The 14,188-nt window shown below is 60.4% G+C and carries 16 protein-coding genes and 1 pseudogene; all 17 read left to right on the top strand.

What is annotated here, in order from left to right; genetic code table 11:
* Positions 1–26 precede the first annotated feature (26 nt).
* Positions 27–704: an L-threonylcarbamoyladenylate synthase gene (locus tag HMPREF2993_RS09115; RefSeq protein ID WP_070702017.1), complete on the top strand. Its 678-nt coding sequence runs from the start codon at positions 27–29 to the stop codon at positions 702–704.
* 10 nt (positions 705–714) lie between these two features.
* Positions 715–1,890 carry an MraY family glycosyltransferase gene (locus tag HMPREF2993_RS09110; protein ID WP_049155071.1) on the top strand — a complete coding sequence of 392 codons (1,176 nt, stop codon included), beginning with the start codon at positions 715–717 and terminating at the stop codon, positions 1,888–1,890.
* Positions 1,891–1,906: 16 nt separating this feature from the next.
* Positions 1,907–2,341 (top strand): Cg1360 family ATP-synthase-associated protein, encoded by a 435-nt coding sequence (locus HMPREF2993_RS09105; protein WP_049155069.1) that lies wholly within the window; start codon positions 1,907–1,909, stop codon positions 2,339–2,341.
* A gap of 447 nt (positions 2,342–2,788) precedes the next feature.
* Entirely contained in the window at positions 2,789–3,601 is an 813-nt protein-coding gene (gene atpB / locus HMPREF2993_RS09100) for a F0F1 ATP synthase subunit A (RefSeq protein WP_049155068.1), read from the top strand.
* A 98-nt stretch (positions 3,602–3,699) separates the two neighbouring features.
* A complete protein-coding gene (locus HMPREF2993_RS09095; protein ID WP_010187073.1) occupies positions 3,700–3,942 on the top strand; it encodes an ATP synthase F0 subunit C in 243 nt (80 codons plus the stop codon).
* Positions 3,943–3,987: 45 nt separating this feature from the next.
* Positions 3,988–4,560 carry a F0F1 ATP synthase subunit B gene (locus tag HMPREF2993_RS09090; RefSeq protein WP_010187072.1) on the top strand — a complete coding sequence of 191 codons (573 nt, stop codon included), beginning with the start codon at positions 3,988–3,990 and terminating at the stop codon, positions 4,558–4,560.
* A 6-nt stretch (positions 4,561–4,566) separates the two neighbouring features.
* Positions 4,567–5,381 (top strand): annotated as a pseudogene (locus HMPREF2993_RS09085) (F0F1 ATP synthase subunit delta).
* Between the two features lie 60 nt (positions 5,382–5,441).
* Positions 5,442–7,082, top strand: coding sequence for a F0F1 ATP synthase subunit alpha (gene atpA, locus HMPREF2993_RS09080; protein WP_010187069.1), 1,641 nt, complete (start codon positions 5,442–5,444; stop codon positions 7,080–7,082).
* A 56-nt stretch (positions 7,083–7,138) separates the two neighbouring features.
* Positions 7,139–8,122 (top strand): F0F1 ATP synthase subunit gamma, encoded by a 984-nt coding sequence (locus HMPREF2993_RS09075; RefSeq protein WP_070511577.1) that lies wholly within the window; start codon positions 7,139–7,141, stop codon positions 8,120–8,122.
* A 3-nt stretch (positions 8,123–8,125) separates the two neighbouring features.
* Positions 8,126–9,574 carry a F0F1 ATP synthase subunit beta gene (gene atpD / locus HMPREF2993_RS09070; RefSeq protein WP_010187062.1) on the top strand — a complete coding sequence of 483 codons (1,449 nt, stop codon included), beginning with the start codon at positions 8,126–8,128 and terminating at the stop codon, positions 9,572–9,574.
* Between the two features lie 10 nt (positions 9,575–9,584).
* Positions 9,585–9,953: a F0F1 ATP synthase subunit epsilon gene (locus tag HMPREF2993_RS09065; protein ID WP_049155064.1), complete on the top strand. Its 369-nt coding sequence runs from the start codon at positions 9,585–9,587 to the stop codon at positions 9,951–9,953.
* A gap of 174 nt (positions 9,954–10,127) precedes the next feature.
* Positions 10,128–10,613: a DUF2550 domain-containing protein gene (locus HMPREF2993_RS09060; protein ID WP_070511579.1), complete on the top strand. Its 486-nt coding sequence runs from the start codon at positions 10,128–10,130 to the stop codon at positions 10,611–10,613.
* A gap of 23 nt (positions 10,614–10,636) precedes the next feature.
* Complete coding sequence (gene nucS / locus HMPREF2993_RS09055) at positions 10,637–11,329, top strand: endonuclease NucS (protein ID WP_049155061.1); 693 nt, start codon at positions 10,637–10,639, stop codon at positions 11,327–11,329.
* Positions 11,329–11,613 (top strand): hypothetical protein, encoded by a 285-nt coding sequence (locus tag HMPREF2993_RS13900; RefSeq protein WP_083318719.1) that lies wholly within the window; start codon positions 11,329–11,331, stop codon positions 11,611–11,613. Before nucS ends, HMPREF2993_RS13900 begins: the two co-directional genes overlap by 1 nt.
* A 10-nt stretch (positions 11,614–11,623) precedes the next feature.
* Positions 11,624–11,932: a thiamine-binding protein gene (locus tag HMPREF2993_RS09050; RefSeq protein WP_049155059.1), complete on the top strand. Its 309-nt coding sequence runs from the start codon at positions 11,624–11,626 to the stop codon at positions 11,930–11,932.
* Positions 11,929–12,864: a tetratricopeptide repeat protein gene (locus tag HMPREF2993_RS09045; protein ID WP_070702015.1), complete on the top strand. Its 936-nt coding sequence runs from the start codon at positions 11,929–11,931 to the stop codon at positions 12,862–12,864. Before HMPREF2993_RS09050 ends, HMPREF2993_RS09045 begins: the two co-directional genes overlap by 4 nt.
* A gap of 203 nt (positions 12,865–13,067) precedes the next feature.
* Positions 13,068–14,188: peptide ABC transporter substrate-binding protein (locus HMPREF2993_RS09040; RefSeq protein ID WP_070702013.1), on the top strand; the 1,121-nt coding region annotated here is incomplete at its 3' end.

The following is a 14,188-nucleotide window of genomic DNA, read 5'->3' as shown; positions in this document are numbered from 1 at the left end:
TAGGAACGGGATTAAAGGAGAGACCAATGCAGGGACAGATTTATAACTGTGCGGACGCTGCTGAGCGCGAGGAAGGCATGGCACTTGCCGTCAAAGCAGCCAAGTCAGGCCGACTCGTCGTGATGCCCACCGACACGCTCTACGGGCTGGGCTGCGATGCTTTCGATAACGATGCCGTGGCCAGCCTTTTGGCCACCAAGCACCGCGGCCCGGACATGCCGGTGCCGGTGCTCGTCGGCTCCTGGGACACCGTCAAGGGGCTTGTCGCTTCGTTGGATGACACCGCGCAGACCCTCATCGAGGCCTTCTGGCCGGGTGGGCTGTCCATCGTGGTGCCGCAAGCGCCTTCGCTGCCTTGGAACTTGGGCGATACCCGTGGCACGGTGATGCTGCGTATGCCCCTGCACCCCATTGCTATTGAGCTCCTCCGCGAGGTCGGCCCCATGGCGGTCTCCTCCGCGAATATTTCTGGGCAAACCCCGCCGACCACCGCGATTGCCGCCAAGCAGCAGCTGGGCAAGGCCGTCACGGTCTATCTGGATGGGGGAGAGGCCGAGGTGGGCAAGCCCTCCACCATTATCGATCTGTCCGGTCCGCGCCCCTACCTCTTGCGCGAAGGCGCGCTGAGCGCCGAGCAGATTGGCGAGGTCATCGGAGTGTCTACAGAGTCCTTGCGCACCCGACCGGGTAGCCAATCCTCTTAAGGAGACATCAGTGGCTGGAACCGGAGTGCCGCTGCGCGAACTGGCGTTGATCATTTTCGTCGCGGCGGCGTTTACCTACATCACCACCGGACTGGTGCGCAGCGTCTTGGTGCGCAGCGGCCAGGTGGCGGAGATTCGTCTGCGTGATAGTCACTCGCAACCCACCCCGCAGTTGGGTGGCGTTGCCATGTTTACGGGGTTTGCGGCTGCTGTCTATCTCGCGGGCCAGCTTCCAGCCTTGACTCGCGGGTTTATGCCGGTCACGCCGGAGATGAACGCTGTGCTGTGGTCAGCCGCGGCCATTGTCATCGTCGGCGTGGTGGATGACCTGCTGGAACTGAGTGCTCTGGTCAAGCTGATCGGGCAATTGGTGGCGGCGGCCATCATGAGCGGTCTCGGTCTGACGTGGACTCTTCTCTTCTTGCCCTTTGGTGATGGAACCACGGTCATCCTCGACCAGGTCCAGGGAACACTCTTGACTACGTTCTTTACGGTCCTGCTCATCAACGCCATCAACTTCGTGGACGGGCTCGATGGGCTGGCTGCCGGGCTGGGCATGATTGCAGGTGGTGCCATCCTGGTTTTCTCGCTGACCGTGCTGCACGACCAGGGTGGGGCGGTCTCCGCCTATCCGCCGGCGATTATCGCGGCGGCGCTCGTGGGCGTGTGTGCCGGGTTCCTCCCGCATAACTTCGAGCCCTCTCGCATCTTCATGGGGGACAGCGGAGCGATGCTCATTGGCTTGCTGCTGGCGGCTGCATCCACCTCCGCGTCGGGCAAGATCAACATGTCGCTCTATGGAACCGTGGACATCGTGGCGCTGATGTCACCCGTTATCGTTGTTGTTGCTGCGGTCTTTATTCCAGTCCTCGACCTTGTCTGGGCTGTTATTCGCCGCGTATCTCAGGGGCGTTCGCCCTTTGCCGCGGACAAGGCCCACATCCACCACCGGCTGCTCTCGCTGGGGCACACCCACCGCCGCACCGTGTTGGTGCTGTACCTGTGGGTCTCTGCGGTGGCCTTCGGGGCGGTCTCTTTTTCCATCGTCCCCGCGCCCGTGGCCGTCGTACTAGCGCTTGTCGCGCTCGTTGTGGCCTTTGGCGTGACCCTGATTCCGCTGCGCCAGGGCAAGCTTGGGCGCCAGCCGCGTCCCACCAGCGTGGTGCTGGAAACGGATCCCTCCTGAGGTAGGGTATGGGGCTGTGACTGATTCAACGACCTCCGAAGAGCTTTCGCCGTACGACGATCATCGGCGTCCCCTCAAGCGTGCGCTCCGCCTTGGGGCCATCGGCCTTGTCGTCGTGACCATCGCGTCCCTGGCTATCTGGGGCGGTGTCCGTGGGTTGCCCGGAATCTGGGGTGTCCTCGTTGGCGCGGCCATTGGTGGCGGCTTCGTGCTCTTTACCGCGGCCTCAGTTCTTCTTACTGCGCGCACCACGCCGTCGACCACGATGGCGGTGGTGCTCGGCGGCTGGCTGCTCAAGGTGGTCATCCTCATCATGGTGCTGTTGTTGATCAAGGACCTTGAGTTCTACGACACGATGGCGCTTTTCGTCACCGTGCTGCTGGCGCTGGCGGTGACGCTCGGCACTGAGGTCTGGGGTGTGATTACATCCAACGTGACCTACGTGTCTTAGCCAGTCTCGACCTTTTAGAGTAAGCCACTGCTTCCGGTGACCCCGGGAGGGTGGCTTTTTGTGTAGTTAAGTGGCCACGGCGACAGCGCCCGTTACCCCCGTCAAGGTGGGAAAACACGGGTGTGTGACCAAATACACTTGGCAGGGTTTCGGCAGAATGTGGGCGTTTTATAGCGCCCACTGGCACTAGGCTGTGCCTTTAGGGCCGCAACGGGGCCCCCACGTGCGAAAACTTGAGGGCGAACTGATAGCATTCTCTTCGGGTTACCGCGGGTTAGCGCCATGCTATCCCGAAAAAGTACGGTTTATCCTTGCCCTGTTTACGCTGATGTGCGACGGAGTCCGTAGACAGGGCAAAGAGCTTGAGACGTCCATCGCACCACATAGCCTTCGACAAGCTGTGTGGCCCGAACACGGGAGAGAACGCTGAGCGTTACGACATTGGCCATGAAGGGTGAGTTTCACGCACCCGAACTGGATCCAGAATTTTTCCCGGGGCACGTAACCGATGATGGTGAAGTCGTCGATCTTCTTTTCGCCGATTTCGCCAACGGTTGGTTCGCTTTGGATCGCATCATGCTGGTTCGTCTGTTCATGGCGGCCATCCTGGTGCTCCTTTTTGTTGTCGCCTTCAGGAACCCGAAGCTGGTTCCTAAAGGATTGCAAAACGTAGCGGAGCATGCGATTGACTTCGTACGAATTCACATCGCAGAAGACATCTTGGGCCGCAAGGAAGGACGTCGATTCCTTCCGATCCTGGCCACGATCTTCTTCGGTGTTTTGTTCTGGAACGTAGCAACTATTGTTCCAGCTCTAAACATCTCTCCGAACGCTCGTATTGGTATGCCAATCGTGCTGGCTGTCGTCGCGTACATCGCCATGATTTACGCCGGCGCCAAGCGCTTTGGCTTCGGCAAGTTCATCAAGTCCTCGGTGGTTATTCCTAACCTGCCGCCGTTGCTGCACGTGCTTGTCGTACCGATTGAGGCTTTCTCTACGTTTGTCATGCGCCCAGTCACGCTGGCTCTTCGTCTGATGGCGAACTTCCTGGCTGGCCACCTCATTTTGGTCCTGTTGTACTCGGCAACGAACTTCTTCTTCTTCCAGTTCAACGGTTGGACTGCACTGAGTGGCCTCACTCTGGTCGCAGCGGTTCTGTTCACGCTGTACGAAATTATCGTCATCTTCCTGCAGGCATACATTTTCGCCCTGCTGACGGCGGTATACATCGAACTGTCGCTGCATGCAGATTCGCACTAACAACAACGCGAACCTCGCGGTTAACTAAATACCCCAAAACCACCACATCCCCCGCGGAAGAATCCGTGGGAAAACTTTGAAAGGGAACGACTTTCATCATGAACGAAATCATTCTTGCTCAGGCTGCTGACGAGTCCACCCTCAAGGGCCTCGGCGCCATCGGCTACGGCATCGCAACCATCGGCCCGGGTCTGGGCATCGGTATCCTCGTCGGCAAGACCGTCGAGGGCATGGCACGTCAGCCGGAGATGGCTGGCCAGCTGCGTACCACCATGTTCCTGGGTATCGCCTTCGTTGAGGCCCTCGCCCTGATTGGCCTCGTTGCAGGCTTCCTGTTCTAAAGAGCGCTTTACACAAAGTAAATCGAACTTTAAGAACGGAGCCCCATGAACAACGTCATTTACTACCTTGCAGCAGAAGGAAGTGAAACCCTGCCCCTCGAGTCGGGCAACTCTATCCTTCTGCCCAAGATGTACGACTTGGTCTGGTCGATCATTCCGTTCACCATCATCCTGATTGTGTTCTGGAAGCTCGTTCTTCCGGCATACAACAAGATGCTGCAGGAGCGTGAAGACCGGATCGAAGGTGGCCTTAAGCGTGCGGAGGCTCAGCAGGCCGAAGCAAAGGCCGCTCTGGAAAAGTACAATGCTCAGCTCGCTGACGCGCGAGCAGAGGCTGCGGAGATTCGTGAGCAGGCGCGCGAGCGCGGCAAGCTGATCGAGGCAGAGGCTAAGGAAGCTGCAGAAGAAGAGTCTCGTCGCATTCTGACCGCTGGCGAGAAGCAGCTTGAAGCTTCCCGCGCACAGGTCGTGTCTGAGCTGCGTTCCGACATCGGACAGAACTCCATCAACCTGGCAGAGAAGCTGCTCGGCGGCGAACTTTCGGACGCCACCAAGCAGTCCTCCACCATTGATAACTTCCTGTCCGAGCTCGACACTGTGGCACCGGCCGGAAAGTAGGCAACGATGAAGGCAGCTAGCCGCGAAGCACTCGCTACCGTTGAGTCCAAGCTGGATGAGTTCCTCTCCGGTGACCGCTCGGTGGCGACTGCTACCCAGGCAGGCCAGGACCTCTTTGAGGTGGTCCGCGTTCTCGACGGCGACCGCGAGCTGCGCGTCGCGCTGACCGACGACGCCTCCACCTCTGAGGAGCGCAAGTCCCTGGTCCAGACCCTTTCGGCGGCAAGGTTTCCCCGGTAGCACTGCAGGTGCTCCAGGAGGCAGCCGCCGCACAGTGGTCGACCCCGCGTGATATCGCCCGCGGCCTTATCATCCTTGGCCGTCGCGCACTGCTGCGCGGCGCTGAGTTTGAGGGCAAGCTGGGCCAGGTGGAAGACGAACTCTTCTCCCTGTCGCGCGTGCTTGACCGCGAAGGCGAACTGACCCAGCTGCTTTCAGACCGTACTGCGACGTCCGACCGCAAGGTTGGGCTGCTGGCAAGCGTGCTCTACGGCAAGGTCACGATGGTTACTGAAGCGCTTGCGCTGCAGGCCATTGGCCGCCCGGAGCAGAACCCGATTGATGATCTCGCCGGATTGGCGGACACTGCAGCCAAGCTGCAGGGCCGTACCATCGCGCGCGTGACCTCGGCGGGTGAGCTGAACGATAGCCAGCGGGCAGCACTCGCTGAAAAGCTGGGCAAAATTTATGGTCGTGCGATGTCCATCCACTCTGAGGTTGACACCAGCCTCCTCGGTGGTATGACCATCCGCGTCGGCGACGAAGTCATCGATGGTTCGACGGCAGGCAAGATTGCTCGCCTTCGCGCGCAGATGGCATAAGCCGAAACGACAGAAACGATTAAGTAATTGCTGGAAGATACTACCGAGAGCAGGAAGAACATGGCGGAGCTGACGATCTCCTCCGACGAGATCCGTAGCGCGATTGCGAACTACACCTCGAGCTACTCCGCGGAGGCCTCCCGTGAGGAGGTCGGCGTGGTCATTTCGGCAGCTGACGGTATTGCGCAGGTTTCGGGCCTGCCGTCCGTCATGGCGAATGAGCTGCTCGAGTTCCCCGGCGGCGTAATTGGCGTCGCACAGAACCTTGACACCAACTCCATCGGTGTCGTGGTCTTGGGCAACTTCGAGTCGCTTAAAGAAGGCGACGAGGTCAAGAGGACCGGCGAGGTTCTCTCCATCCCTGTGGGCGAGGAATTCCTCGGCCGCGTTATCAACCCCCTGGGCCAGCCGATTGACGGCATGGGCCCGATCACCGCTGAAGAGGACCGCGTCCTCGAGCTGCAGGCACCGTCCGTGCTGCAGCGTCAGCCGGTGGAAGAGCCGATGCAGACCGGCATCAAGGCTATTGACGCGATGACCCCGATTGGTCGCGGTCAGCGTCAGTTGATCATTGGTGACCGTAAGACGGGTAAGACCGCCGTTTGTATCGACACCATCCTGAACCAGAAGGCTAACTGGGAGTCTGGCGACAAGAACAAGCAGGTCCGCTGCATCTACGTCGCCATCGGCCAGAAGGGCTCCACCATTGCTGGTGTGCGCCACACCCTGGAGCAGCACGGCGCTCTGGAGTACACCACCATCGTGGCTGCTCCGGCATCCGACGCCGCCGGCTTCAAGTGGCTGGCACCGTTCTCCGGTGCAGCTTTGGGTCAGCACTGGATGTACCAGGGCAACCACGTCCTGATCATTTACGATGATCTGACCAAGCAGGCTGAGGCCTACCGTGCGATTTCCCTTCTGCTGCGCCGTCCGCCGGGCCGCGAGGCTTACCCGGGCGACGTCTTCTACCTCCACTCCCGTCTGCTGGAGCGTGCTGCAAAGCTCTCTGACGACATGGGTGCAGGTTCCATGACCGCACTGCCGATCATTGAGACCAAGGCGAACGACGTCTCCGCCTTCATTCCGACCAACGTTATTTCTATTACCGACGGCCAGGTCTTCCTGGAGTCCGACCTGTTCAACCAGGGCGTCCGTCCGGCAATTAACGTCGGTGTGTCCGTCTCCCGTGTTGGTGGTGCCGCACAGACCAAGGGTATGAAGAAGGTTGCCGGTAACCTCCGTCTCGAGCTGGCTGCCTACCGTGACCTGCAGGCCTTCGCGGCCTTCGCATCCGACCTGGATCCGGCTTCCAAGGCTCAGCTGGAGCGCGGTGAGCGCCTCGTCGAGCTGCTCAAGCAGTCCGAGTCCTCCCCGCAGCCTGTCGAGTACCAGATGGTGTCCATCTTCCTCGCAGACCAGGGCATCTTCGACGTCGTTCCCGTCGAGGACGTACGCCGCTTCGAGAAGGAGCTGCACGACCACCTCAACTCTGCAACCCCGCAGGTGTTCGAGCAGATCCAGGGCGGTACCGCTCTGACCGACGAGTCCAAGGATGCACTTGTTGCAGCAGCAAAGGACTTCACTCCGTCCTTCCGCACGACCGAGGGCAACAACCTTGGTACCGAGGCGCCGGTTGACCCGCTCGCCGCGGATGATGTGAATAAGACCGAGCTCAACGTCTCCCGCAAGACGGCCAAATAGAGTTTCGCACGCTCTAAGAATTAACCGTCTAGAAAAAGAAGGGAGGAGCGAACACCATGGCTAATCTTCGTGAACTGCGTGACCGTATCCGGTCCGTCAATTCCACCAAGAAGATCACCAAGGCACAGGAGCTCATTGCTACCTCGCGCATTACCAAGGCTCAGGCCAGGGTAGAAGCGGCGCAGCCTTATGCACGTGAACTGTCCAACGTGCTTAACAAGCTGGCGGCGCACACGTCCTTGGATCACCCGATGCTCCGGGAACGCGAAGATGCGAAGGTTGCCGCTATTCTCGTGGTCTCTTCGGACCGCGGTATGTGCGGTGGCTACAACAACAACATCTTCAAGAAGGCGGCCGAGCTGGAAGCCCTGCTCAAGAGCGAGGGTTTCGAGACCGTCCGCTACGTGACCGGCAACAAGGGCGTTGGCTTCTACAAGTTCCGTGAGGACGAGGTCGCAGGCAGCTGGACTGGATTCTCGCAGGATCCGACCTGGGAAAAGACGCACGATGTGCGCCGCCACATTATCGACGGCTTCGTCGCCGGTTCGAACGGCCAGGCCAAGACCCGCGAGGGCATTAACGTGGAGGGCGAGACCGTTCGCGGTTTCGACCAGGTACACGTCGTGTACACCGAGTTCGAGTCCATGCTGACCCAGACCGCGCGTGTGCAGCAGCTGCTGCCGGTGGTACCGGTTATCGAGGAAGAGGACTACAACCTGGGTGAGTCCGCGCTTTCCGACGCCGAGCCGAACAATCAGATCACCCCTGATTACGACTTCGAGCCGGATGCGGACACCCTGATGGAAGCGCTGCTTCCGCAGTACGTGTCTCGCCTCCTATTTGCGATGTTCTTGGAGTCCTCGGCCTCCGAGTCCGCCGCACGCCGTACCGCAATGAAGTCTGCAACCGACAACGCTACCGAGCTGGTCAAGGACCTCTCGCGCGTGGCCAACCAGGCCCGTCAGGCGCAGATTACCCAAGAAATCACAGAGATCGTCGGTGGCGCTGGGGCGCTCGCCGAAAGCGCAGAAAGTGACTAGATTATGACTACAGCTCTGCAAGAGCAGAACACACAGTCGTCGGCTACCGCCGGCCGTGTGGTGCGTGTCATCGGTCCGGTCGTCGACGTGGAGTTTCCGCGTGGCGGGCTGCCGGCACTGTACAACGCACTGACCGTCGAGGTGACCCTCGAGGCTGTTGCAAAGACCGTCACCCTTGAGGTCGCTCAGCACCTCGGTGACAACCTCGTCCGTGCCGTGTCCATGGCTCCGACCGACGGCCTCGTCCGCGGTGCCGCCGTGACCGACACCGGCAAGCCGATTTCCGTCCCGGTGGGCGATGTGGTCAAGGGCCACGTCTTCAACGCCCTCGGTGACTGCCTTGACCAGCCGGGTCTGGGCCGCGATGGCGAGCAGTGGGGCATCCACCGCGAGCCGCCGGCTTTCGACCAGCTCGAGGGTAAGACCGAGATTCTGGAGACCGGTATTAAGGTCATCGACCTGCTGACCCCGTACGTGAAGGGCGGCAAGATCGGCCTGTTCGGTGGTGCAGGTGTGGGTAAGACCGTTCTTATCCAGGAGATGATTACTCGTATCGCACGCGAGTTCTCCGGTACCTCCGTCTTCGCCGGCGTCGGCGAGCGCACCCGTGAGGGCACCGACCTCTTCCTCGAGATGGAAGAGATGGGCGTTCTCCAGGACACCGCACTTGTCTTCGGCCAGATGGATGAGCCGCCAGGAGTCCGTATGCGCGTGGCTCTGTCCGGCCTGACCATGGCGGAGTACTTCCGCGATGTGCAGAACCAGGACGTGCTGCTGTTCATCGACAACATCTTCCGTTTCACCCAGGCCGGTTCTGAGGTGTCGACCCTGCTGGGCCGCATGCCTTCCGCCGTGGGTTACCAGCCGACTCTGGCTGATGAGATGGGTGTGCTGCAGGAGCGTATTACCTCCACCAAGGGTAAGTCCATTACCTCCCTGCAGGCCGTCTACGTGCCGGCCGATGACTACACCGACCCGGCTCCGGCGACCACCTTCGCCCACCTCGATGCCACCACCGAGTTGGACCGTGGTATTGCTTCGAAGGGTATTTACCCGGCAGTGAACCCGCTGACCTCTACCTCTCGTATTCTGGAGCCGTCCATCGTGGGCGAGCGCCACTACGAGGTTGCACAGCGCGTCATCGGTATTCTGCAGAAGAACAAGGAGCTTCAGGACATCATCGCCATCCTTGGTATGGATGAGCTGTCTGAGGAAGACAAGATTACCGTTCAGCGTGCTCGCCGTATCGAGCGCTTCCTGGGCCAGAACTTCTTCGTCGCAGAGAAGTTCACCGGCCTGCCGGGCTCCTACGTGCCGCTGGCCGATACCATCGATGCTTTCGAGCGCATCTGCAACGGCGAATTCGACCACTACCCGGAGCAGGCCTTCAACGGCCTGGGTGGCTTGGACGACGTCGAGGCTGCGTACAAGAAGCTGACTGAGAAGAAGTAGGGAGAGGCACATGGCTGACATCACCGCCGAATTGGTTTCCGTCGAGCGCCTGCTGTGGACCGGCAAGGCCACCATGGTGACGGCTGAGACCACCGAGGGTGAGATCGGCGTGCTTCCTGGTCATGAGCCCATGGTCGGTCAGTTGATCGACAATGGTGTTGTGACCATCCACCCAGTCGACGGCGACCGTCGCGTCGCCGCTGTCCAGGGTGGCTTCCTCTCCGTGTCCGAGAACAAGATCACCGTCCTCGCCGATTGGGCCATCTGGGCCCGCGAGGTCGATGAAGCCCAGGCACAGGAAGACCTGAAGTCTGAGCGTGAGTTGACAAGGTCTCGCGGCGAAGCTGCACTGCGCGCCGTACGCCGCTTCAACAGCTAACGGATGAGCGGAGAGGGAACCGACGGGCAGCAATGACCGCCCTTCCCACTTTCACTTAGGAACCCCACAACCTCGCTAAGAGGGGGTGGGGTTCCTTCGTCTTCTCCGCCCCCAAGACGAGTAACTCTGAGCAATGACTAGCGTTGTCTACTCCAACGGCGGTACAATCAACCCATGAATTCTCAGGTGCTTCAGGGGCTAACAATTCTTTTAGGTCTGTGTGCACTGGTCCTTCTGGTTTTCCTCATCCTGGCGGCGGTGCGCTTTTTCACCGTGCGCTCCCGCGGCACGAGCATCCTTTTGCGCCAACTACCGTCGAAGGACTCTCATTCTTGGCGTCATGGTCTCGTGCGCTATGACGGCGAGTATATGAATTACTTTAAGCTTCGCTCCGTCATGCCGCGCGCCAACAAGCGTTTTAATCGCCTCGACATCGAATTGGGTAAGACTCGCCCGATGGACGATGACGAGGCTTCTTTTATGCCCTCGGATCACCAAATTATCCAGATTCGCATCGATGGGCGGGACTACGAGATTGCCTCCGATGCGCAGGGCATTATGGCCCTGAACGCGTGGGTGGAGTCGGCTCCGTCGAAGCGCCAAGAAAAGCTGGACTATCACCAGATGCGCCAACGGGCTACCCGTTTACCTAAGAAGTAGCGCTCAACGATAGGGTAGAGGACATGCGTCTTGTCATCGCCCAATGCTCCGTAGACTACGTCGGCCGCCTCGACGCCCACCTTCCGATGGCGGATCGGCTCATCCTCATTAAGGCCGATGGTTCGGTGTCCATCCACGCGGATGATCGCGCCTACAAGCCCTTGAACTGGATGACGCCGCCGTGCACCTTTGAGGAGTCAGCGATTGAGGATATCGATGGCGAAGACACCGGGGAAAAGCTGTGGCTGGTGGAGAACCCCAAGGGTGAGCAGCTGCGCATCACCATTGCTGCGATCCACCAGGATATCGACATGGAGCTAGGTGAAGATCCGGGCTTGGTCAAGGACGGTGTGGAGGCCCACCTGCAAGAGCTGCTGGCCGAGCACATCGAAACGTTGGGGGAGAAGTACTCTCTGGTGCGCCGCGAGTACCCCACGGCTATTGGCCCGGTGGACATTATGGCGAAGAACGCTGAGAACGAGTTCGTCGCCGTGGAGGTCAAACGCCGCGGGGGCATCGATGGCGTCGAGCAGCTCACGCGCTACCTCGAACTGCTTAACCGCGATGATTTGCTAGCACCCGTGCATGGTGTCTTCGCCGCGCAGGAAATCAAGCCCCAAGCCAGGACACTGGCGGAGGACCGCGGCATTCGCTGCGTGGTCCTGGACTACCAGGAGCTGCGCGGCATCGAATCCAACGAGCTGCGGTTGTTCTAGTGCCACGCCGCAACCGCAGAATCCGCGAGGAGTCGCGCTCGCTGCCGCGCGATGGCAGCGCCTTCCTGGGCTCGCAGACGGTGGCAGGGCCGACCTGGACCAATGGCGAGCCCTTCGTCATGCGGCACGTCGGAAGTGCCGCCGCCCAGAAGTATTACGTCTGTCCAGGATGCAACCAGAATATCCCTCCCGGGGTGGCGCACATCGTGGCGTGGCCACGGGATACCGGTGGGCGCGGTGAGGACCGTCGACACTGGCACCGGCACTGCTGGGACCGGCGGTAGGATGGCGGGCATGATTGTTGCCTTTTCCGTAGCGCCCACTGTCGTGGGCGATGAAAGTGCTGAAATGTCCGAGGCCGTGGCCGAAGCAGTGCGTGTTGTCCGTGCTTCGGGCTTGCCCAATGAGACCAACTCCATGTTCACCATCATTGAGGGTGAATGGGACGAGGTCTTCGCGGTCATTAAGGAGGCCACCGATGCCGTACGCGCCGTGTCGCCGCGCACGAGCCTGGTGATTAAGGCCGATATCCGCGAAGGCGTGACCGGGCAAATCACCCAAAAAGTAGATTCCGTTAACCGTTACCTGGAGGAGAATAAGTGACCGGACCGTACGTAGGAGGAGCCCTCGACCTGGGTGCGATCAAGCAGCAGGCGGAGGCACGGGCGCAAGCCCAGACACAGGCTGCAAGCGCCGGAGCCGCTAGCTCCAGCGGAGGGATCGCGCCCTTCTTCGAGGTCACCGAGCAGAGCTTCGAGAATGACTTGGTGCGCCGCTCTGCGGAGGTGCCGGTTATCGCCCTGATTGGCTCGCCGCGCTCCCCGGCCTCCGAGCAGCTCAAGAAGGACTTCGAGGAGATGGCGGCCGCCGGTGGGCTGAAGTTCATCGTCGGATATATCAACGCTGATGTGGTGCCCCAGGTGGCGCAGGTCTTCGGCGTGCAGAATCTGCCGACCACCGTTGCCATTGCAGCCGGCCAGCCAGTCACCAACTTCGAGGGCGGACAGCCGCGTGAGAACCTGGAGCAGTGGATCGCGGCGATCGTTGAGAAGCTCGGCCCCCAGCTCAAGGGCTTGTCTGAACAGGGCGAGGCGGGGGAGAGCCCCGCAGAGGAAGCAGCGGATCCGCGCCTGAGCCTTGCGGAAGACGCACTCAACCGCGGCGATTTCGATGCGGCCATTGCGACCTACGATGAGATCTTGGCCGCCGAGCCAGACAACGTGGAGATTAAGCAAGCGCGCGACACCACACTGCTGCTCAAGCGTTTGGACCCAGCTAATCGCAGCGAGGATCCCATCGCCGCGGCGGATGCCGCCCCGGAGGATGTGGCCAAGCAGCTCGATGCCGCCGACGCGGAGGTTGTCGCCGGTGCCCCTGACCGCGCCTTCGAGCGCCTCATCGACGCCATGAAGCGCACCGCCGGGGATGACAAGGAGCAGCTCAAGACTCGCCTCTTGGAGCTCTTTGGGCTCTTCGACTCCGGCGACCCTCGCGTGCTTGCTGCGCGCACGAAGCTGGCAAGCGCGCTGTACTAAAGACGGCGTAGTAATAGTGCCCGGCTTGTGCTGGGGCCGAGAGTGACCTTCCAGGACTGTCGCGGGTTGAACCCTCAGGATGACTCAACTGAGTCCTCTCTGAGGGTCTTTTGCGTTAAATCTATTATGTGAGTTGAAGCATGCTACATTCCTTCTAGTGTTATCACGCACACTGGTTGTTTAACTCTTTCAGGAGGACTCTCATGCGCAAGCTCCTCGGCGTCGTCGGCGCCGCCTCTCTTGCTTTTACCCTTGCCGCCTGCGGAAGCGACGGCTCCGATAGTGCCGGCGGTGCCAACTATGTTCGCGTTCTGGGCACCGAGCCGCAGCAGGGGCTTATCCCCGCGATGACGAATGAGAACGGTGGCGGACGCATCGTCGACATGCTGTTTTCCGGATTGGTGTACTACGACGCTGACGGCAACGTGCACAACGAGATGGCCGAGTCCATTGACAAGGAAGGGGACAAGACTTACAAGGTCACGCTCAAGCCGGACCTGAAGTTCTCCGATGGCTCCGCCGTAACCGCGGCTACTTTCGTCGATACGTGGAACTACGCTGTAGCCAACGAACAGCTCAATGAGAGCTTCTTCTCCTCCATTAAGGGCTACGGTGAAGGCGTCAAAGAAATGGAGGGCCTCAAGGTCATCGATGAGCGCACCTTCACCATCGAGCTCACCCAACCGGAAAGCGACTTTCCGAGCCGCTTAGGTTACAACGCGTACTTCCCGGTGCCTGCGGCCGCACTGGAGGACCCACAGGCTTTCGGCGAGACCCCGGTGTCCAACGGTCCGTACAAGATCAAGGAATGGAACCACAACCAGAACCTGATCATCGAGCCGAACCCGGAGTATAAGGGCGACCGCGCAGCGCAGAACGACGGCATCGAATTCGCCTTCTACGCCGACTCTAGTGCTGCGTACATGGACCTGCTGGCGAATAACCTCGATGTGCTCGAAGCCATTCCTTCATCCGCTTTCGGCAGCTATGAGCAGGACCTGGCCGGCCGCGAGGAGACCAAGCCGGCTGCCACCTACCTGGAGATGTCCATCCACGTAGAAACGCCTCATTTCAGTGGGGAAGAGGGCACGCTGCGACGCAAGGCAATCTCGATGGCCATCAACCGTGAGGAGATCGCGGAGACCATCTTCCATGGCACCCGCACCCCGGCCCGGGAGTTCACCTCACCGGTGCTGAACGGGTACAACGACAGCCTGCCGGGTTCGGAGAACCTGGACTATAACCCGGAGGAAGCCAAGAAGCTGTGGGCGGAGGCCGACAAGAAGTACGGTGCTTTTGAAGGCACGTTCCCGATCAACTATAA

Origin of the sequence: Corynebacterium sp. HMSC068G04 (genome assembly GCF_001814885.1) — a bacterium.
GTDB lineage: Bacteria > Actinomycetota > Actinomycetes > Mycobacteriales > Mycobacteriaceae > Corynebacterium > Corynebacterium hiratae.
The sequence above is the reverse complement of the archived record's forward strand: the minus strand, read 5'-3'. Positions and strand labels throughout refer to the sequence as shown.